At 72.0% G+C, this 24,471-nt stretch carries 1 protein-coding gene; it reads left to right on the forward strand.

Annotation, left to right across the window (positions count from 1 at the left end; genetic code table 11):
* Window positions 1–960 precede the first annotated feature (960 nt).
* Window positions 961–24,471, forward strand: coding sequence for a beta-propeller fold lactonase family protein (locus tag ACFSOX_RS01930; RefSeq protein WP_378476101.1), 23,511 nt, complete (start codon window positions 961–963; stop codon window positions 24,469–24,471).

The raw sequence follows: 24,471 nt of genomic DNA on the forward strand, positions 1-24,471 counted from the left end.
AGCTCACCCGCCCAGGGAATCCCCCGGCGATTCAGCCACACCGAAAACCGCTCTAGATCTGCCGGTCGCTCGTTCGAGGTCGGACGGGTATTGCGCTCGCTCGGTGCCGAAGAACGCAACCTTTTGCGCTTGTCGTTCCGAATGGTTGTGTCGTTGTGTATCGATGGAATGTGCCCCAAATGACGCCACAATCCGAGCCGGGGACTCGGAGGCCGACTCGCGAGGCGGTGGGTGAGAAGCCCGACGAGCCGGGCGAGGGGGCGAGCGTCGCGGTGGTCGGAGCACACCAGCGCCTGGACAACTGTAACAACTGTAATAGCTCTCGACCGCCCGTCGATGGACCGGGACAGCGGAAGTTCTAAATGCCGGCGACCATCCGCGGGGCCCGCAGCGGCGATCACAGCCGGGCGTCGTTTGTGGCGCCCGGTTCATCTCATCGACGGACCGGCTCGGAAACGCGGCCGCTCGGCGGACCCTGCGCCGGTCGCCGTGCCGTTCGTCGGCAGCCGTCTGGATCGAGCCGGCTCGGGGCACGACGGCCCCGGCCACGGTGCCTGCGAGGGGGGGCGCGCGCAGCTTCGGACCAGGCGTCGCGAGCGGCTGCGGCCCGTCGACCTTTCGCCTGCCGATCCGACCGGGCGCGCCGTGTCCAGACCGGCACGACGGTGGTTTCGCTTGCGGTGGAGGTCGGTCACGCCGCCGATGTAACGAACTGTCCTGGCGGCCCGCGAGTATTTCATAAAAAAGTCATCTAATATTCAAGTATATGTCATATAGCTCATTTTCCATAAATTTCATTATTTGTTAATTGATATTACTCCGGCCTTAACGGACACTCCCGATCCGTCTCGACGAGGGGCACGGAGCATCATGTCGACCCAGACTGCGTTTCGCTGCGCCGCGCCGCCGTCGTCTCGTGCGCGTCGCTGGGCCGACAGATTGAGCAGGCTGAAGGCATCGGTGGCGGGACTGGCGGTGGCGCCCCAGGGCGCGCCGCGCCTGGTCTTCGACCCGCTCGAGCCGCGCCTGATGCTCAATGCCGACGTGCTGGCGATCGATCTCGCCACCGTCGATCCCGGGCGGCAGCAGCACGACGTCCTGGTCCGGCTGGTCGAGGAGGTGCGCACGGTCGAGACCGAGACGGTGGCGCAGCGCCGGGTCGAGGTGGTCGACGCCGCCGATCCGACCGCCGTGCTCGCCTCCGTCGCGCTCGACGGCATCTCCGGCCTCGTCGTCGCGGGCGGCACCGGCGACGACGTCATCACGATCGATACCGACTCGTTCGCCGTTTCGGGTGCGCCGGCGCTTTCGATCACGGGCGGCGGCGGCGCCGACACGCTGGCGCTCGCCGGCGGTCGCGCCACCGACTGGACGCTCGACGGCACCGGCGGCGGCACCGCGATCGGCGCCGACGGCGCCGGGGAGGGTCTCACGGTCCGGTTCTCCGGCATCGAGACGCTCGGCGGCGGCATCGGCACCGACACGCTGCACGGATCGACGACCGACGTCGCCTGGCTGATCGACGGGGACGGCGCCGGCACGGTCGGCTCGGTCGCGTTCTTCGGGTTCGAGTCGCTGGTCGGCGCGGCCGGCAACGAGGACGTGTTCACGGTGACGCGGAGCGGGCGTCTCGCGGGCGGCGTGGACGGCGGCGTCGGCGGCTACGACTCGCTGGTGCTCGACCTCGGCGAGGTCGACAGCCTCCTCGCCACCGCGACGGGGCCCGATTCCGGGTTCTACCTCTACGACGGCGTCATGCTCGCCTATGCCGGGCTCGAGCCCGTCACCATCGCGGGCACGGCCTCGACCCTGACGTTCGATCTCGACACGCTGAGTGCCGGCACGCTCACCGGCCATACGGCCGAGCTGCGCTACGACACCGTCACCGGCCTGATGGTGCTCGACAGCATCGACGGCGGCTTCGAGGACCAGTATTTCGTGGCGCCGACCGGGTCGCTGACCATCCTGGGCAGCAGCGGCCGCGACGTCATCACGATCGTGTCGCTGGCGCCGGGCTTCGACGCCGATCTCGTCGTGAACCTCTTCGCCGACGGTTACGACCCGCTCTCGAGCGCGACCGGCGAAAGCGTCATCAAGGTCGCTTGCGACCTCACCCTGAACGGCAACGACCTGCAGCTCGACGCCGACACGATCCTGATCGGCACGGTCGCCGAGCAGACCGGCAGCACCGGCAGCTGGACGGCCGGCAGCACCTACACGGCGGTCGTCGGCAGCGGCGGCGCCGGCACCGGCATGGCGGCGGAGCTGACGGTCGACGACGACGGCGACGTCACGGCCCGCATCACCGCGGCCGGCACCGGCTACGCGACCGGCAACGTGGTCACGTTCACGGTCGCCGGCGTCGGCACCGTCACGGTGAAGCTGGTCAATGCCGCCGACTCGGCGATCGTCTCGACCCAGAAGGCGGGTGCCGACGCCGGCGCGATCCTGCTCGGCTTCAAGGAGGGCGACACCACCTACGGGGGCCGCGCCGTCTCGCTGGGTCCGAACGCGCAGCTCCTCGCCGAGGCGGGCAGCGGCCACAAGGCCGGCAAGATCACCATCGCGGCCACCGACGTGGTCTATCGCCTGGCGAGCTGGCCGCTCGACTTCTCGTCGAAGAGCGCCGTGATCGAGATCAACGGCGCCACCATCAAGGGCGGCGACGTCAAGATCACGGCCAAGGCGACCGACGTGAACATCTCCGGCACCGACGAGGTGCCGTCCTACCTGCAGGGCTTCGTCGGCAATCTCGCCGGGCTCCTCAACCAGATTCCGGGGGTGTTGATCAGCTCGTTCACGGGCGTCGATCTCTCCGTCGTGATGCGCGAGGCCGACGCGAAGGTGCACGTCCGCGACGCGACGATCGTCGGCTCCGGCTCGGTCACCGTCTCGGCCACCACCAAGGTCGAGGCGCTCGTCAACGCGCTCGCGGTCAAGAGCACGGCCGGCTTCGAGCTCGCCATCGGGTTCGGCTGGGCGGAGAGCGCGGCCGAGGTGATCGTCGACGGAAACACCACGATCACGGCCAAGAACAACGTCGACATCACGGCGAGCGGCGGCGTCACCGCCAAGGTGACGTCGCGCGCCTCCAACAATCTGAGCACGCCGGCCAACGCCAACGCGACGACGCTCGCCTTCGCGATCGCCTACACCAAGCTCGACGCCGTGGTCGACATCGGCCGCGGCGCGACCATCACGGCGACCACCGGGAGCGTCAAGGCGGCGGCGACCGGCAAGACCTCGCAGACCGCCGACTCCAGCACGGTGAGCTTCATCGACGGCCTCGCCGGCGTCGCCTCGAGCCTCGCCTTCGACTTCTCCTCGGTGGTGTCGCGGGTCGACGGCGTGATCTCGGCCGGCGGCGCCGCGGCGACCGGCGCCGACGCCGCCTTCGACGGCGGCGCGGCCTCGGTGGTCGACGTCGCGACCGACACCATCTACCTGGCCGACCACGGGCTCGTAGGCGGCCAGGAGGTCGTCTACACGGCCCTGAACGGCAGCGGCTTCACGGCGGACGGCATGCCGACCGTGACGACGGCCGGCACCGCGATCGGCGGCCTGGTCAGCGGCCGGACCTACTACGTGATCGTCGTCGACGAGGATCATATCCAGCTCTCGGTCTCCCCGGTGCTCGACCTCGACGCCGCCGGCACCGATCCGAGCTCGACCCACACGGTCGAGGTGATCGATTCGATCGTCGTCGACCTCAACGCGATCAGCGCCGCCGCCGACACCATTCGGCTCTCCGGCCACGGCTTCGCGACCGGCGACACCGTCACCTACGCGGCCAACGGCAACGCCGTGATCACGGGACTGGTCGACGGCGGCATCTACACGGTGGTCACGGTCGACGACTCCTTGTTCCAGCTGAAGGACTCGACCGGGGCGCTGGTCCAGCTCGCGCAGGGCGCGGCCCTCGGCCGCCACACCTTCACGCGCGGCACGCAGTCGATCGATCTCGTGCTGGCCCGCGTCGAGGCGGCGAGCGACACCCTCGTTATCGAGCGCCACGGCCTCACCGAGGGCATGACCGTCACCTACTCGACGCTCGGCGAGGAGGCGACCGACGTGATCGCCGGCCTGGTCACGGCGACCGAGTACACGGTGCATGTCGTCGACGCGAACACGATCCAGCTGCGCCACGCGACGACTGGCGCGCTGATCGATCTCGGCGCGACGACGCAGGCGATGGCGCACGCCCTGGTGTTCGTCTCGCGCACCTTGTCCTTCGCGCCGAGCACGGCGGTCGATTCGGCCGCCGACACGATCGCGCTCGCCGGCCACGGTCTCTCCGACGGGGACACGATCATCTACGCCACGGCGGACACGGCGACGGTGCGGACCGTCACCCAGCCGGACGGCCTGGTGCTGACCGTGACGGTCGCCGACCGCGAGATCGGCGGGCTGGTCAACGGCGGCACCTACTACGTCGTGGTGGTCGATGCGAACCACATCCGCCTGGTGTCCGACCCGGCCGAGGTGGCGACCACCAAGGCCGTGAACCTCACCTCGGTCGGCGCCGGCAATTACCACACGCTCGGCGGGACCAAGACGACGCAGGGAATCGCCGTCACGGCGGACCTGACCACGACCACGAAGTCGATCGCCAAGCCGGAGGTGGGCGGCAAGTTCAACTGGTCGAAATACAAGCTCGGCGCCGACATCCTCACCAAGGCGGACGTCGGCCTCGCGTTGTTCTTCAAGGATGCCTCCGCGGCGACCGGCAAGACCACGGCGGTCGACCAGAACGGCAAGGAGGTCACCTCCTCGATCAAGAACGACAAGCTCAGCTCGGCCGGCGGCGTCGCCGTCAACGTCGTCGGGCACACGGTGCGGGCCGAGGTCGGCGCCGACGCGATCGCCACCGACCGTACCGTGCTCACCACGAAGGGCGACATCACGGTCGACGCGACCGTCACGCAGAAGACCCAGCTTCTCGCCCAGGCCAATGTCTCGAAGCCGAAGGGCTCGAGCGGCGCCGCCGTGGCGATGGCGATCGGCGTCGGCGTCTACGGCAACGACGTGCAGGCGATCGTGTACGGCCACACGACGCTCGACGCCTACGGCACCGTCTCGGTCGACGCCACGCTGACCTACCCGTTCCTCACCGAGCCGGCCGATCTGGTGCTCGGCGTCTGGGCCGACATCCAGGCCCGCGGCGCGAGCGCCATCGGCACGCTGCTCGACGGTACGCTCGGTGTCTCGACCAAGCTGATGAACACCTGGGTGGTGTCGGGCGCCAAGGCGAGCGAGAGCAAGGCGGCGGGCCTGTCCGGCTCGTTCGGCGTCACCGTCTACACCAACACGGCGAAGGCGCTGGTGCTGTCCGGCGCGCGGATCAACCAGGCGCCGATCGGCGCCGGCTGGTCGCCGCCGCCCACCCAGAGCGTCTCGGTGACGGCGAGGACCGAGATGGAGCTGGTCGAGATGGCCGGCATCGGCAAGTGGTCGCTGAGCGACAGCCCGCTCGCCAAGCTGCAGGTCGAGAAGAAGATCACGCGGGCCGACGTGATCGACCTGTTCGATCGCTCCGGCTCCAAGGCGCTCGGCGGCTCGATCCTGGTCGACTCGCTCGACAACACGACGGTCGCCCGCATCGAGGGCGACGTGACGATCGGGACTGGGTCGGCCGGTGGCCTCATCGTCGCGGCGAACGAGGACATCCTGCGCATCGCCATCGCGCAATCGGGTGGCAGCACCGACGACGGCGGCGAGTTCGCCTTCTCGGGCAGCGCCGTCGCGCTGCGCCAGCGCAGCGACGTCGAGGCCGGCATCGTCTCCACGGCGGCGGGCGGCGCGACCGTCACGGGCGGCTTCGTCGACGTGTCGGCCGGGATCGGCGGCACCTTCGTGTCGGTCGCGGGCTCCATGGTGCTGGGCGGCTCCGGGTCCAGCGGCCTCGGTCTCTCGGTGATCGTCAACGACGTCGAGCGGAACGTCTATGCCTATGTGGGCAACGACCCGACCTCGTCGGTGACGGCGGCGGGCGCGATCGACCTCGAGGTCGGCGCCGTCACGGTCGATGCGACGATCGGCGGCGTGCGGGTCGACGTGGTCGGCACCGCGACGGCGATCTCCTCCAAGCAGAACCCGATCGGCGAGTCGGAGGACGATCCGCTCGACGGCGTCAGCCTACCCAACCTGTTCGGCGAGGCGGCCAACGGAAAGAGCGGCATCGGCATCGCCGGCAGCGCCGGCGTCAACGTGATCCGCGACACCGCGAAGGCGTTCGTCGACGCGCACGGCAGCATCGCGGCCGCCTCGCTGGACATCGAGGCGACCAACGACCAGGTGATCGTCGGCATCACGGGCGGCGTCGCGATCGCCACCGCCAACGGCACCCAGAACGGCGGTGGAAACGTGGTCGGCGGCGCCTTCGCGCTGAACCAGATCACGGCCGACACGCGGGCCTACATCCTCGGCGCGACGACGGCGGGCGCCACCCTGCTGGTCGACGTGACCGGAGCCGTCGACGTCGCAGCGACGCGCGGCGGCACCGTCGCGGCGTTCACGGCGGCGATCAGCGCCAACACCAACACGGGCTCGGCCAACGCCTTCGCCGGCTCGGTGTCGGTGAACCGGCTGGTCGACACCACGGTCGCGCTGGTGCAGGGCGCCGTCGTGCTGGCGTCCGACATGCTCGTGCGCGCCAGGAACGAGGCCGAGATCATCGCCATCGGCGGTGGCGCCAGCTACACGGCCGGCAAGACCGGCGTCGGCGCCTCGATCGGCTTCAATCAGCTCGCCGCCGACACGCGGGCAGGCGTGAAGAGCGCCAATGCCACGTTGGCGGGCGGCCTGACCATCGAAGCCGTCAACGACCAGGCGATCCGGGCGCTGGCGATCTCGGCCGGCATCTCGACCGGGTCGAGCGGCACAGGCGCGGCCTTCACGATCGCCGTCAACATCCTCTCCACCGACGAGTTGCTGTTCACCCGCGACAACGGCGGCGCGATCGCCGCCACCATCGAGTCCTCGACCGTCGAGGCGAACCGCGTGTCGCTGATCGCCAAGGACGACTCGGTGATTCAGGCGATCGCCGGCGCGCTCGGCATCGGCACCCAGGGCCAGGGCTTCGGCGTCGCGCTCGGCTGGAACCAGATCGCCGTCGACGTGCGGGCCGAGATCGGCGCCTCGGTGGTGCGCATCGGCGGCGGCGGAGTGTCTCTGACGGCGGAGTCGACCGATACCGACGTGATCCCGACCGGCAAGATCGCGGCCGCCGCGGTCGGTGCGGCGGGGTCGAAGAACGTCGCGGTCGGCGCCAGCGTCTCGGTCAACGGCGTGCTGAACACGATCGAGGCGATCGTCGACCGCTCGACCATCGAGAAGCGGGCGAGCGCGACGTCGGCGGGCGCGGTGTCGCTCGTCGCCGAAGACGAGGCGACCATCCGCACCTTCACGGGCGGGGTCGCGATCTCGACCTCCGGCACCGGCGTCGGCGCCGCGATCGGCGCCAACTACGTGGCGAACGATGTCACGGCGCTGATCGACACCTCCACGGTCGACGTCGCCGGCGACGTCACGGTCACGGCGACCGAGACCGCCGTGATCCAGACGGCGACGCTCGGGCTCGGTGGCGGCAAGGCGGGGGCGGGCGCCGGCTCGCTGTCGATCAACGTGATCACCGACACGGTGACGGCCGCGATCGACGGGCGCTCGACGGTGAAGTCCGACGACGACGTGCGTCTTCTGGCGACCAACACCTCGTCGATCGTGGCGATCGCCGGCTCGGTCGCCGGCTCGAGCGCGGTGGCGGTCGGCGTCTCGGCGACCGACGTCACCATCGTCAACACGACCGAAGCCTATATCGACGGCGCGGCCACAGTGCAGGCGAATGGCGCCGGCATCGGCTTCACGGACATTCACGGCGACGGCCGCAACGGCGTCTCGGTCGAGGCGCTCTCCGACGCCGCGATCGTCATCGTGGCGGCCGGCGGGTCGGTCTCGACCAGCGGCGGTGCCGGCGCCGGCGCCGTCACCGTGACGGTGATCGACGACACCGTGAAGGCCTATGTCGAGGCCCCCGCGGCTGGCGCGCCCGCGACCGCAGGGGTCACGTCGCTCGACGACGTGAGCCTCCTCGCCATGGGCACGACGTCGCTGGTCGGCGTCGCCGGCACGATCGCGGGCGCGTCGAGCGTCGGCATCGGGGTCGGCGTCGACGCCGGCGTGGTGGTTCGGCGCACCGAGGCCTATGTGGGTGCGGGCGCGCGGGTGCGTGGCGACGACAACGTGCTGGTCCGCGCCTACGGCGACACGTCGCTGGTGTCGGTGTCGGCGTCGGGCGCCTTCGCCGGCACCGGCACCGGCACGCTGACGGCGGGCGTCTCGGTGCTGGATCTGACGACCCGGGCCTATGTCGGCAGCAACGCGACGGTGCGGTCGGACGGCAACGTCGTCGTCCAGGCGCTCGACGAGACGGTGGTCGACCAGGTGTCCGGCAACGTGTCGGGTGCGGGCACCGGCGCGGTCGGCATCGCCGCCGCCGTCGAGGTGATCACCAAGACGACCGAGGCCTATGTCGGCGCCGGCGCGGCGGTGACGGCGCTGGCGGCCGACGGCAAGGCGGGCGTCGCGGCACTGACGGGCGGCCTCGCGGCGCCGCTCGCCTTCGCGAGCAGCGACGTCTCCGGCTCCACCGTCCGGCTCGACGATCACGGCCTGCTCACCGGCGACGCCGTGCTCTACACGTCGGATACGCCGATCTCCGGCCTGGTCAGCGGCCGGACCTATTACGTGATCAGGATCGACGCCGACCACGTGAAGCTCGCCACCAGCGCGACGAATGCCCGCGCCGGAACCGCCGTGACGTTCGGGACGGTGGCGAGCGGCAGCGCCCATCTGCTGCGCGCCATCGATGCCGAGGACGAGGGCACCTCGGCCAGTTTCGCGACCTCCGCCGTGAACGCCTCGACCGACACGATCGGGGCGGTCGGGCACGGCTTCACGACCGGCGAGGAGATCGTCTACACGGCCGAGTCGATCGGCCTCGGCGGCCTCGTCTCGGGACGCAGCTACTTCGTGATCCGGGTCTCCGACGACACCTTCCGGCTCGCCGCGACGCGCGACGACGCGCTCGCCGGCCGCGCCGTCGACCTCACCACGACTGGTGTGCCCGCCACCGCCCGCCAGCTCGTCCAGTCGCTCGCCTCGACCGGCGTCCCGACGATCGACAACGATTCGTTCGACGACCCGACCGTCGCGGCCGGAAACGACCGTGTCGCGACGATCGCGGTGCAACGCGGCCTCGTCGTCGCCGCGGTGAGCATCGACGACATCACCACGGCAGGCGTCGGTGTCGCCATCTCGGGCACCGGCTCGGGGGCGCTCGCCGGCACGGTCGGCGTCCACACGATCGATACCCGCGCGGCGATCGAGGCGGGCGCCACCGTGAACGCCGACAACACCGGGGCCGGCAGCGCCCAGAACGTCGCCGTGGTGGCCACCCGCAGCTACGACGGGCTCGCCATCGGCGGTGGCCTCGCCGGCTCCGGCACCTTCGCGGCGGCGCCGGCCGTCGCCGCGCCGACCCTGCTCGGCATGACGGTGGCGCTGATCGAGGGGCCGGCGAGCGGCGGCTACACGGCCGTCACGGCACGCGGCGACGTGGCGGTCGAGGCGCAGGCGCAGGCCCGTATCCTCTCGGTCGCGGCCGGTCTCGCCGGCAGTGGCACGGTGGCGATCGGCGGCTCGGCCGCGGTCGTCGTCGTCGACACCGAGACGGCCGCCCGGATCGACGGCCATGTGCGGGTGACGGCCGGCGGCAACGTGCTGGTCTCGGCCACCGACGACACCACGGCCTATCTGATCTCCGGCGCGGTCGGCATCGGGCTCGGCGGCGGCGGCGGGGCGGGCGCCGTCAACGTCACGTCGATCGAGAAGGACACGCTCGCCACCATCTCGGGCGGCGCCGTCGTCGACGCGAACGCCTCGGCGGGCGCCACGATCACGGGCGTGCCGACCGGCGACCTCGCCGGCGCCGGGATCGCGGTCCACGCGATCCGCGGCGTCGCCGTGCTGGCGTCGTCGAGCGAGCACGTGATCTCGGTGTCGGCGAGTGCCGGTGGCGGCCTCTATGCCGGCATCGCCGGTGCCGTCTCGGTCGAGCTGATCGACAGCGACACGGTCGCGACGATCGGCGACGGCGTCGCCGTGAACGCCGATACGCCGGCGGCGAACGGCGCCCAGTCCGTCACGGTGGCCGCGACCAACACGGTCGACGTGCTCTCGATCGCCGGCGCGCTCGGCGGCGGTGCCGCCGGCATCGGCGGCAGCTTCGACGTCGGCGTCATCCGCAACGACACCCAGGCCCTGGTCGGTGCCGCGACCGTCAAGGCGAAGGACGACGTCGACGTCGTCGCACTGTCGCGCTGGACGGTCGATTCCAACGCCATCGCGGTCGGCGCCGGCATTGCCGGCATCGGCGGTGGCGTCGTGGTCTACTCGATCGGCGGCGACTTCAGCGACGACTATTCGGGCGGCGGCCAGTCCTCCTCGGCGCTGACCGGCGACGGCGGCAAGACCGTCGTCTCCTTCGTCGAGGAGACGATCGGCACCATGCTGGCCGACATGCAGACGAGCGACGGCCGGTCCGGCGCGAGCGTGCCGGCGTTCGGGCCGGGCGCCGTGAACACGGCCGCCGACACGATCGATCTCGGTGTCGATGCCGGCCTCGTCACCGGCGACCGGGTCGTCTACAGCGCCGGTGGCGGCACGCCGATCGGCGGGCTCGAGGACGGCAAGGCCTATTTCGTGGTCGTCGACGGCACCGATCCGACGAAGGTGCGGCTCGCCGCGACCTACGAGGACGCGACCGCCGCGACGCCGACCGTGATCGATCTCGGCTCCGGCGGGTCCGCGAGCGGCCAGCGGCTGAGCGCCGGCAGCGCCGACCTCGCCGACATCGCCCGCTCGGCGTCGACGCGGAACTCGGCCGCCGGCAGCGTGGACGGCAGCCTGTCGGCGCGCGGCGTGCTCGCCAGCGGCACCACGGCCGGCATCGGCACCGGCGCCGTGATCGTCGCCGAGGACGTCCTGGTCCGGACGCAGCAGACGCTGACCTTCGACGCCCGCGCGGGCGGCGGCGCCGGCGGCGGCGTCGCCGTCGGTGTCGGCGTCGGCATCGTGTCGATCGACGCCGACACCACGGCCTATGTCGGCCCCGGCGTCACCGTCACGGGCAACGGCGCGGGCAGCACGCTCGCGGTCGGCGCGACGCTCCACAACGACATCGCGGTGCTCGGCTTCGGCGGCGCCGTCTCGGGCTTCGTGTCGCTCGGCGGCGCCGTCGCTTACGTGACCGACACGTCCTCGGCGGTGGCGCTGCTCGGCGCCGCGCCCGGCAACAGCTTCGACGACACGGCCGTGGCCGAGGCGGGCTCGGCGGCGACCGGCACCGTGGTGTCGGGCTTCTCGTCGGTGTCGGTCGACGCCGACGCGGCGATCGACCATGCCATCATGAACGCCGTCGCCTCGGTGTCGGGTGTCGCCGGGCTCGGCGCCGCGATCGTGTTCTCCGACATCGGCGGATCGGCGCTGGCGCTGGTCGGCGACCACACGGCCCTCGGCACGCTCGCGGCGCCGATCGGCAGCTTGACGGTCGCCGCGGACCGCACGATCGAGATCACGCCCTACGCGCCCGCCGCGCCGTTCGGCATCGCCATCGGGGGCGGCATTCTCGGGGTCGCCGCCGGCGTCGCCGACGTGCGGATCGGCGGCGTCACCACGGCCCGCATCGGGACCGGTGTGAACGCCCATGCCAGCGGCGCCGTCTCGGTGACGGCGACCGGCACGGTCGACACCGGCACCATCGACGTCGACGGCGCCGCCATCGGCGGCATCGCGGTCGGTGTCGTCATCGTCAACGCCGTGGTGTCGCCGAAGACCACGGCGATCATCGACGAGAAGGCCCGCGTGCAGGCGCGCGCCATCACGGTCGCGGCCGAGACCGCGATCACGGCCCGGGTGTCGGGCGTCGCCGCCGGCGGCGGTATTCTCAGCGGCCAAGGCCTCGACGTCTCGGTCGAGGCGACGCCCGAGACCCTCGCCGAGATCGGCGACGAGGCGGTGCTGATCGCCGACCAGGCCGTGTCGGTGACCTCGACCTCGACCGTCACGGCCGGGGCGGACGGCCGGGCCGGCAATTACGGCGGCGTCACCGTCATCGTCGGCGCCGCCACGGCGACGCTCGACGCCGCGAACGACGTGGTGATCGGCGAGCAGGCGCTCATCACGGCCGGGACCAGCCTGACCGTCGAAGCGACCACCACCGACATCGTGAACGCCGCCGCGGACGGCGGCGGCGGCGCCATCGTGGCCGTCACTCGGGCCGCCACCACGGCCGACGTGGCCGACCGCACCACGGCGACGGTGGGCGCGGCCGCGCGGCTCGCCGCCGGCACCAATCTGACCGTGCGGGCCCGCACCTCGAGCACCGTGGACTCCAACGCCGACGCGCTCGCGCAAGGGCTCGGCGCCGACACCGAGGCGACCGCCACGCTGATCCACGCGGCCATCGTCAAGACCACGGTCGCGGCCGGCGCGACGCTGTCGGCCGACGGCACCCTCACGGTCGCGGCGATCGCGACCAAGCTCGATCTCGACGCCGACGCGGATGCCGACGCGGACGCGGCCGGCGCCGACTCCGACGCCGAGGCGAGAGTCGAGCCGCCCTCCGGCAAGCGCCTGCTCGACGTCGGCGTGAGCATCGGGGCGGGCGCGGTGCTCGACGGCGATGCCGCCGTGAACCTGACCGCGAGCCTGCCTGATCTGCACGCCAAGGCCGACGCCGACGCCGACACCGACGGCATCGGCGGCGACACCGACTCGACCGCGACGATCGACTATCAGGTCGCCGCCGGCATCCTCACCGAGGCGGGCTCGGTGATCCGCACCCGTGCGCTCGCCGTGACGATCGCGACCGACGAGCACGGTGGCGACGCCCACGCCAACTCGTCGGGTGCCGCCATCGACACCGGCGACGAGACCGAGAACGAGACCTTCGCGTTCCCGCGCACGATCGTGTTCAACTCGGACGTCTATCTCTACGGGCCCGCCGATCCGATCCTGGAGATCGACGCGTCGGGCACCATCGTGAAGCAGCAGGGCATCGGCCCGGTCACCATCACGCCGACCGAGATCATCGTCCCGGACATCATCTACTCGTCGAACGCGGTCGGCAGCGCGACCTTCTCGATCACCACGTCGTCCCTCGACCCGAGCCCGGCCGGCTACGGCACGACGCCGGCCGAGAACTCGATCGCCGGCTCGGCGAGCTTCACGTTCGTCACCGGCTTCGACGAGGTCGTCGTCACCAACGCCTCGACCATGACGCTGGTGATCGGTGCCATCGACCCGGTGTCGGAGAACGCCAACGTCACCGGCAACATCGTCGTGAACGTGCTGGAGACGAGCCGCTTCCTCTACGGGAAGACGGTGGACGTCGGCGCGACCCGGATCGAGATCGTCGCCACCAATCCATCGAGCGCGGCCGACATCGTCCTCACCGGCCTGATCGACAACCGTTACGGCACCACGTTGATCGAGGCCGACGGCGGCGACGTCCTGGCGCGTAGCGGCTCGGCCGCGCGCGTGGTCAGCACGACGCTCGACCTGATCGCAGGCGGGGTGATCGGCCTCGCCGGCACGCCGCTGCGCACCGAGACGACGCTGGTCAACGCGCGCGCCGGAACGGGAATAGGGCTCTCCGAGACCGGCGATCTCGAGATCGGCCGGATCGTCACGACCATCGGCACGGCGAGCCTCACCGCCTCCGGCTCGATCCTCGACGCCGCGCCGGGCGGTGACGCCGCGGTCGCGGCGCCGACCGTCGTGCTGGCCGCGAACGGCGGCACCATCGGGGTCGCCGGCACGGCGCTGACGGTCGACGCTGCCGCGGTGGCCGGCTCGCTCTCGGCGAGCGCCGCGACCGGCATCGTCGTCACCGACGTCCTCGGCGGGGTCGGGCTCGGCACGGTGCGCTCGCTCGAGGGCGACATCGTCCTGCAGACGCGCGACACCACGAGCCTCGCCGACGACATGCTGCTCGGGGCGGGCGCGCTGGTGCAGGCGCTGGCCGGATCGGTCGATCTGCGGGTGGGCGACGATCTCGTTCTCGACGCCGCCGCCACCGTGTCGGCCGCCGTCGCGGTGGCGATCCGGGTCGACCACGAGGACGCAGACCCGGGCATCGGCAGCACCCTCCAGCTCAGCGGCCGGTTGGTCGCGCCCGCGGTCTCGATCCTGGGCGGCGCCGACGCGGACGCCGTCGCGCTCCGCCAGGTCGTGCTCGGCACCTCCGTCGTGATCGACGGCGGCGCCGGCACCGACACCATCCTGATCGGCAGCACGGCGACGCCGGGCGGCGCCACCAGCGGCTCGCTCGCCGGCATCCAGGGCGTCGTGACGGTGCTGGGCGGCGATGCCGCCGACCTCCTGGTGCTCGACGACACCGGCTCGGGCCGCGGCCGCGACGTGCTGGTCACGACCCACACGGAGACGGTCGCCGGAGTCGACGTGACGACCGGCGAGATCACGCTGTCGGGCGTCGCCGGCACGATCCGCTACGACATCGAGACGGCGCGGCTGGCCCTCGGCGGCTTCGCCGATGCCGTGACGGTCGCGGCGACGCTCGGCCCGATCCGCACCGAGCTGCTCACCGGGGCGGGTGACGACCGCGTGACGTTCCGCGGCAGCGACGGCACCGTCGACGCGATCGACGGTCTCGTCGTGGTCACGGGCGGCGCCGGCACCGACACGATCCTGGTCGACGACAGCAGCGATACCGACGCCGATGTGGTCCTGCTGGGCGGCGGCAACGCCAACCAGATCTTCGGCCTCGGCATGGGCGGCGACGACGCCGCCGCGCCGAACGAGGCGGCCGGCATCATGTACGGCGACGTCGAGCGGCTGACGGTGCGGACCGGCAGCGGCGTCGACGCGATCACGGTGGCCGGGCTCTCGGTCGCCACCACGATCGACGCCGGCGGCGGCGCCGACGCGATCACGGTCGGCGGCACGCTGGCCCAGATCAGGTCCGTGCTGACCATCGCCGGCGACGGCTCCGACTCGCTGGTCGTCGCGGCGGCGGTGCGGACCGACATGACGCTCGCCACGACCGCGACCGGCGCCGGGCTCGTCACCGAGACGACGATGGCGGGCCGGGTCGAGTTCGACGGCATCGCCGACGTGGTGGTGCGGCTGAGCGGCGAGGACGACCGGCTCACAGTCGTCGACACCGCGACGCAGGTGCGGGTCGAGGCGGGCGACGGCGCCGACACGATCCTGATCATGGACGTGTCGCACGCGACCACCCTGGTGCTCGGCGGCGGCGCCGACACGGCGACCGTGACGCAGGCGCACGCGGCCGTCACGGTGGTGGGCGACGGCACCGGCGACGGGGTGGTCGATCGCCTGGTGGTCGACCGCTCGGCCGCGACCACGGCCTTCGACGTGAAGGTCGGCGGGCTGGTCGGCGGCGGCGGCGACGGCGGCACGGTGAGCGACCTCACCGCCGCGGCCGTGACGTTCGAGGCGGTCGACCGGGTCGACCTGAAGTTCGGCTCCGGCAACGACAAGGTGACCATCGATCTCGACACCGACACGGTGGTGCTCGGCCTCTTCGGCGGCGCCGGCGACGACCTGTTCCTGGCCGAGACGGTCGGCACCGCGGCCGTCATCGTCGACGGCGAGATCGGCGTGGACACGCTGAAGATCGTGCTGCCGGGCGATCCGGATGCGAGCTTCGGCGCCATCCAGAAGTCGGTCGAGATCCTCGAGGTCGACAACGCGGCCGGCGCCAACGCGGTCGACTGGGTGCTGAACGGCGTCGTCCTGAAGGCGACGACGGCGGCGCACGGCACCGTCGCGGTGGTCACCACCGAGGGGGCCGATCTCACGCGCATTCTCGGCGGTCGCAGCGGCGGCGACACGCTCACGGTGGCGGCCGACACGCCGGCCGACGTCACCGCCTCGCTCGACCACGACACCATCGAGCTGCGCTCCGGGCTGGTGGTCGCCACCCAGACGTCGAGCGCCACGTTCCGCTACTACGAGGACTCGATCAGCTTCGACACGGTACCCGCCACGGTCGGGCCGACGGGGCATTTCGTCGAGGACGGCTTCTCGCTGACGGTCACCGGCGGCAGCCTGGTGCGCGACGACGCGACCAGCCCGGCGGTCGGCACCAGCAGCGCGACGGCCCTGGTGACGCTGCGCTCGTCCAACCTGGACGGCACGGCGACCAACAACGGCTTCTCGCTCTACTCGCTCGAGCTCGCCAACACGGGCGGCACGCCGGCGATCGTCTACGTCAACGGCACCACGATCACGGGCAAGGTCGTCACCCAGGAGGTGACGCTCGCGGCGAACAGCGGCTTCCAGTATGTCGCGCTCGACGCGCGCTTCTCGGCGCTGTCCACGGTGACCTTCACGTTGCCGACCGGCGTGCTGGTCGACGACATCGTCGCGAAGGACACGATCCTGGCCGCCGGCACCACGACCACGGCCAACGTGCCGATCTTCACCTTCACCGGCGACATCGTCTTCGACACGGCGACCGGGAAGCTCGCGAGGGGCACCATCGCGGTCGAGCTGAACGACGGCGACGATACCGCCGACGGCACCATCACCAGCGGCAGCTCGTTCGCTCAGATGGCCGCGCTCGGTCTCACCGTCTCGATCGCCAACCAGATCGCCACCTTCACGTTCGCGGGCGACGTGGTGATCTTGAACGACATCACCGTGAAGGCGATCGGTGGCAACGGACTGTCGCTGACCGTGCTGGACGACGTCGTCATCGGCACCAACGTGACGTTCGATCTCAGCGCCGACGGGGCGACGGCCTATGCGGGCGGCGGCGCCGGCGGCGGCACGGGCGGGAGCGGCTCCGGCGGGTCCGGCGGCACCTGGGCGCAGGGCGGCTACAACGGCAGCCTCTACAACGGCTCCTCGTCGCTCTATCCGTCCGGTAACTACTCCAACGGTCAGGCGATGGGCGGCCCGCCCGGCACCGACGACGTCAATGGCGGCTCGGGCGGCAGCGGCGGCTTCGGCACCGGCGTGGCCTACGGGGCGGGCGGCGGTGGTGGTGGTGGCGGCGGCGGAGCGGCCGAGGACCGCAGCCGTGGCGGTGGCCCGGGCGGTGACGGCGGCGACGGTAACGCGGGCCAGGACGGGGGCACCGGCGGCACCGGCGGCACCGGCCTCAACAGTGGCCCGGGCGGTGCCGGCGGCGCCGGCGGCGACGGCGGTGCCGGCGGCGACGGCGGTGACGGCGGCTGGGGCGGCGGAAACTACGTCGGCGGGCAGCTCGTCTACCCTTACGGGAACGGCCAGAACGGTACGGCCGGCGAGGACGGTGACGACGGCGACGACGGCAGGGACGGCGCCGGCGGCACCAACACGGGCAGCGGCACGACGATCTCGGCCGGATCCGGCGGCGGCGCCGGCGGCGGCGGCGGCGGCGGTGGGGCGGGCGGCGGCGGCGGCGGTGGCGGCGGCGGCTCCGGCCGCGACTGGAACAGCGGGTTCCTCGGCATCTACGAGCATTGGGCCGGCGGCGGCGGCGGCGAGGGTGGCGGCGCCGGCGGTGGCGGTGGCCGCGGCGGTACCGGCGGCGCCGGCGGCGGCGGTGGCGGCGCCATGGAGATCGTCGCGTCGGGCCGTATCACCATCGCGTCGACCGACGACGCGTCGAAGCTCACCGAGTTCCTGTCGATCGGCGGCAACGGCTCGACCGGCACCGCGGGCAGCTCTGGCCATGCCGGCTACGACAACGGCGGGTCGGGCGGCGACGGGCTCGACGACAACTACAACGGCGGCTCCGGCGGGGTCGGCGGCGCCGGCGGGGACGGCGGGGACGGCGGGGACGGCGGCGGCGGCGCCGGCGGCACCATCAAGCTGTTCGCGACCGACCTGAACGCCGGCAACGCGACCGTGGTGACGAGCGGCGGCCAGGGCGCCGGTGCCGCCGGCGACGGCGGCACCGGCCGCTTCCTGATGGGCAGCAACACGACGATCTCCTACAGCGGCTCCGTGACGAACGCGACCCAGACGAGCTTTTCGGGGAGCAGCACCGGGGTCGGCGAGGCGAACGTCTATGTCGGCGGCACCTGGACGGCGAACATCGCCGGGCTCGCCGGCGGCGCCGACATCTACGGCATCATCGCCGGCGCGACCAAGGGCAACATCGATTTCGACAGCACCGACAGCATCGCGTTCACTGCGGCCGACGGCGACGCGCTGATCGCGGTGCTGCGTTTCGACGCGGACGCCTATCTGGGCGACGGCAGCACCGACTCCTACAGCGGCTACGACATGCTGGTCGTGGTCAATCTCACCGGCATCAACCTGTCCGGCATCCAGCTCGGCGTCGGCGGTGCCGGGCTGACCGGCCTGAAGACCGACGGCATCGGCGCCGACACCGTGCTGGCGAGCCTGCCGGCCGGCCAGGTGTGGGCGACGCTGATCCCCGAGAGCGCCGGCACGGTCACGATCGCCGGCGGGGCCGGCATCCAGACCCGGACCTTCACGCTCGTCGACGGCGGCGTCGGCTATCTCTACGCCCAGCGCGCGACCGCCCCGACCTCGAGCGCGCTCGCCACCCTCGACGCGGTCGCCACGAGCGCGGACGGCAAGCAGGCCTACGCGGTCGCGACCGGTCAGGATGCGCTCGTCGTGATCAACACGGCCGACGGCTCGCAGCGCCAGCTCTTCGTCGACGGTACCGACGGCGTCGGTGGCCTCGACGCGCCGAGCGCCGTGGTGGTCGCCGGCAATTATGTTCTGGTATCGAGCCCGGCGAGCCACGCGATCACGGCCTTCGCACGCGACGCGGCGACCGGCAACCTGACCTATGTCGGAGTCGTCGCGAGCGGTGGCGACTACTATCAGGAGCTGAGCTGGAACGCGGCCACGGGCACCGTGGTCGCGTCGGGCAGCAGCGGCGTGCGCAGCTTCACGCTCGGCTCCGGCGGCGCGCTCCATCAGGAGGCGACCTATGCGGGGGCCGGCCGCGGCGAGACGCTCGTCTCCGGAAACCTGTTGTTCGTCACCGATCCGACCACCGACACGCTGCGGGTGATCGACACGACGACCGGCACCACGGTCCAGACCCTCACGGGCGCGAGCCTGGGGCTCGACGGCGCTGCCGATCTCGCGCTCAGTCCCGACGGAACGACGCTCTACGTCAGCGGCAGCGTCGGCGACACGCTCGCCGTGCTCGCCGTGTCGGGCAGCGGCACGCCGCTCACCGTCGTGCAGACGATGCGCAACGGCGTCGACGGCGTGCGCGGCATGGGCGGCCCGTCCGACGTCGCGGTGACGCCGGACGGTCGCTACGTCGTCGTGGCGGCGCAATCGGGGAATGCCCTGGTCGTCTTCCTGCGCGACCCGACCGCCGGCACGCTCACCTATGTGCAGACGGTGCGCGACAATGTCGGCGGCGTCACCGGACTCGGCGGTCCGGCCGCCATCGCGTTCGGACCATGGACCGCGGGCGACGCCACGGTCGCGATCCATGTCGGCGGCAAGGGTGCCTATGGCGCGACCGGGGCGCTCGCAACCTTCTCGCTCGACCTCTCGCCGCAGGCGGCGCCCATCGCCTTCACGACGCAGTTCAGCGGCATGGAGGCGCTGACGCTCGCGACGCTGGGCGGCAACGACATCGTCACGATCGTCGCGCCACCGCCCTCGATCGTGCGCAGCACCACGGTGAGCACCGGCCAAGGCGACGACTCGGTGGTGATTGTCGCCTACGGGACCGACACGCTGATCGATCTCGGCGGTGGTGACGACACGCTGTCGCTGCGCGCGACGACGGCCGGCGAGACGATCACGCTGCGGGGCGGGGCCGGCGACGACACCATCGCGGTCGAGACCACCGGCACCGACGCGACGACCGTCGTCTACGGCGACGCCGGCCGCGACCTGATCAAGGTGTTCAGTGTCGGCGCCGCGTCGACGACCGAAATCTGGGGCGACGACGGCCGCTACACGATCGACGATCCCGACACCGTGGTGATCTCCGGTGCAGGCATCCCGGACGACGCCACCGTCAAGGCGCACGGCGAGAACCCGAACCCGCCCGACGGGGTGTCGGGCGACACCCTGATCTTCGATCCGGGCACGGTCGGCTACACGCCCGGCATCACCGACCAGCGCGCCGGCACCATCAAGGCGAACGGCCGCGGGATCGTGACCTACGACACCTTCGAGGGCGTCGGCATCCAGACCGGCCCGTATGTCACGATCCGCTCGATCGCGACGATCCGCGAAGGCGACGGCGTCACCATCCTGGTCGACATCCAGCCGAACGGGGCGGGCGGCACGCTCGACGGCGAGGTCGTCTTCGACATCGACGGCGACGGCTTCTACGGCGAGGCGGTCGGCACCCTGGTCGCCACCGCCGGCGCGGTCCGGACCTATCGGTTGGAATTGACCTGGACGCAGCTCGTCGGCTTCGGGCTCGGCGACGACGGCAGTTACAGGATCAGCGTGTCGGCGACCAACGGCGGCGGCCTGGAAGGCCGCGGCTCGGCGATCCTGACGATCGACAACACCCTGCCGACCGTCACGGTCGGCGGCACCACCACGGTGCTGGTCGGCGAGGTCGCCACCATCACGTTCGGGGCGACGGATCCGTCGCCGAACGACCGCGTCCGCGAGTGGCTGGTCGACTGGGGGGACGGCTCGCCGCTCGAGGTGCTCGGCGCAAACGCGGCGCTCGCCGCGCATGTCTACGCCAATCCGGGCCTCTACCGGGTGCGGGTCGGCGCCGTCGACGAGGACAACACGCGGGCGACCGCGGCGTGGTCGCCGTATCACGCCATCGCGGTGAACGTGGACGCCGCCCAGATCGCCATCGACGGTCCCTACACGATCCGCGAAGGCGAGGGCTTGACCGTGAGCGTGGCCGTCGTCGGCACCCCGACCGCGATCGCCTGGGACATCGACGGCGACGGTGCCTTCGACGACGCGACGGGCCTCTCCGCGACCGTCACCTGGGCGCAGCTCCAGGCCTTGGGAATCGACGACGGCGACGCGACCCGCAGCATCGCGGTCCGGGTCGCCTACGGGTCGGTCGTGGTGATTCAGGCGACCACGTCGCTCGTCCTGGAAAACGCGGCGCCGAGCGTCGTGGGGCTCGACGGGCCGGGTGCCGTCGACGAGGGCGGCAGCGCCACCGTCACGGTGATCGGCGCCACCGACCCGTCGGCCACCGATGCCGCCGCGCTCACCTACGCCTTCGACTTCGACAACGACGGCACGCTCGATACGGCGTTCGGTGCATCCGCCACCGCCGCCCTTCCGGCCGCTTCGCTGAAGCAGGCCGGGCTCGTGACGGTGCGGGCCGTGGTGATGGACAAGGACGGCGCCACGGCCGAGGCCTACACGACCATCACGGTGCGCGAGGTCGCTCCGACCCTGACGGTCGTCGGCGCGACGACGACCAACGAGGGGGCGACCTACACGCTGACGCTGTCGTCGACCGATCCGGGGAACGACAAGGTCGACACTTGGTATGTCGACTGGGGCGACGGCACGAGCGGCTGGTACGGCGCGACAGACCCGGCCACCGCGGCGACGCATGTCTACGCCGACGACGGCGTCTTCGCGATCACGGTCATGGCCTTCGACGGCGACGGCGCCTATGAGAAGGACGGCCCGACCGTCACGGTCGCCAATGTCGCGCCGACCCTGACCGAGCTCGCCGCCACGGCCGTGGACGAGAACGGCATCTCGGTCCTGAGCGGCCTGATCGGCGATCCCGGCATGCGCGACACCTTCACGCTCGTCGTCGATTGGGGCGACGGCACGACCGAAACGGTCGCCTTCGCGGCCGGCACCACCCGCTTCGACGCCTCGCATCGCTATCTGCAGGACGGCACCTACACGATCTCGGCGGTCCTGTCGGACGACGACAGGGGCGAGGCCACGGCCGCGACTACGGTCATGGTGACCAACGTGTCGCCGACCATCACCGGCTTCGCCGCCGTGGCGGACACCATCGACGAGGGCGGCGCCGTGACGGTCACGGGCCGCTTCACGGATCCCGGCACGCTCGACACCCACATGGTCGAGATCGACTGGGGCGACGGCACCACGTCGTGGGCGACCGTCGATGCGCGCACCCGCACCTTCACGGCGAGCCACGTCTACGAGGACACGACGGCGCCCAACACCATGGTCGATCGATACACGATCACGGCGCGGCTGACCGACGAGCGCGGCGACGCCGACACGGCGACGGCCGGCCTCACGGTGCGGAATGTCGGGCCGGAGGCCGGGGGCCTGATTCTCGACGGCGTGCCGGCCCGGCAGCCCACCGACGGCAAAGGCTACGCGCCCTCGACCGTGACCATCGACGAGAACGGCGTGGTGACGGTCGAAGGCACCTTCACGGATCCGGGCCTCGCCGACACCCATACCGTCACGATCGCGTGGGGCGACGGCACCAGCTCGGCCGCGGTCGTCACGGTCGACGCCGCCGATCCGCGGCTGCGTCGGTTCGTGGCCAGCCACCGCTATCTCGACGACGACCCGACCGCGACCCATCAGGACGATTACAAGATCCTGGTCACGGTCACGGAGCAGGTCGACGACGGTGCCGACCAGACCTCGACCACGCGGGCGACGCTGACGATCGAGAACGTCGCGCCCGTGGTGGTCGACCTGGCCATCGACAAGGCCGCGATCGACGAGAACGACGTGATCACGATCACGGGCCGGGTGACCGACATCGGCACCCTCGACACCCACACGGTGGAAATCGACTGGGGCGACGGCACCACCTCGGTGGCGCGCGTCAATCCCGTCACCGGCGCTTATGTGGCGCGCCATCGTTATCTCGACGACGCGCCGTCCGGCACGGCTCGCGACACCTACACGATCACGGTCGCGGCGCGTGACGACGACGGCGATCTCTCGGCGATCCGGAGCGTCGCCGTAGAGGTCGCGAACGTCGCGCCGGACGCGCTCGTCGTCGCCGTGGAGAAGGGCGTCATCAGCACCGCGGAGGCGGCGGTCGTCACCGGCTCCTTCGTCGACGTCGGCACGCGCGACACCCATACCGTGACGATCGACTGGGGCGACGACACCACCTCGGTCGTCCAGCTCGATCGCACCTACAGCTTCACGGCGTCCCACGTCTACACGCTGCCGCCCGGCGTGTTCCGAACCTACACGATCGTCGTGACCGTGGCGGACGACGATCTCGGCCATGTCGCGGCCACGACCTCGATCGTGGCGCTGGCGCCCGACCTGCTCACGCTGCCGGCCGTCGCGGGCGGCTCCGACCCGCTCGCGGCCCTGCCGGCCGGCGCGGTCGCTCCGGTGGGCGGCGGCATCGCGCCCAACGGCTTCGGCGACACGCTCGTGCTCTCCGGCGGCTCAGTGAAGTCCGACGTCACCGGCGCGCTCGGGCGCGGCGAGGGCGGTCGCCTGTCGGTCGACGAGGGCGGCACGCTGCGGCTGCCCGACGCGGCCGCCAAGCTGCTCGCTGGCGCCGCCGAGGTGACGGTCGACTGGGGCGACGGCACGGTCGAGACGCTGAAGGGGCCGGAGGCGATCGGGGCGCTCGCGCATACCTACGAGGACGACAGCGGCACCGGCACGCGCCGGCTGTCGATCACGGCGACGGGCCGCGACGGCACGACCCGCTCGATCAAGTTCGACGTCACCGTGCGCAATGTCGCGCCGCGGCTCGACGACCTCGGCTGGTCGGTGGAGAACGGCGCCGACGGCGAGCGCGTCGTGCTGACCGGTCGGCTGGTCGATCCCGGCATGCGCGACCGGCACGTCGCGACCGTCGAGTGGTCGGACGGCACCATCACGGCGGCGACGATCGACGACGACCGCCGGCTGGTCGCGGTGCGGCCGTCGGGCGAGGGCGGCCGCGTCGCCGTGCCGGTGCGCGTCGTCGTCACCGACGCGACGGATCCGGCCAGCACCGTCACGACCGAGATCCCGGCCGAGGCCGGCCGAATCCGCCCGAAGGCGTCGGACCCGGCGGCCCCGGAGCGACGCGGCGATCGGCCGGCCCCGACCCGCCATGCCACGGCCGTCCCGGGCGAGGCGGTGGGCATGGCCGGCGCCGCGGTGCTCGCCTTCGCCGGCGTCGCGGCGCTCGGGCGGCGCAACGAGGCCGCCACGGTCCTCACGGCGCGATCGGTGACCCGCGGCGGCGCGTTCGGCGCGGTGGCGCTGCCGCCGCAGGCCGGGAAGACCGGGACGACGGCGCTCGATGTGTCGCCCGCGGCTGCGCGGCCGGCCGGGGCGGCATCGGCCGGGCGGGCGTCGGCCGGTCGGCTGTCGGCCGATCAGCGGTCGGTGGGTCAGCGGTCGGTGGGTCCGGTGTCGGTCGGCGCGGCGGCACCCGTCTCGTCGGCCGCCGACGAGGCCCTGCCGGAGGACTGGCTGGTGCTCGACGACGACGCGGCCGCCTGGTACGGCGTCGCGGCGGAGTGA

It is taken from the genome of Rhodoplanes azumiensis, from assembly GCF_042682915.1.
GTDB lineage: Bacteria > Pseudomonadota > Alphaproteobacteria > Rhizobiales > Xanthobacteraceae > Rhodoplanes > Rhodoplanes azumiensis.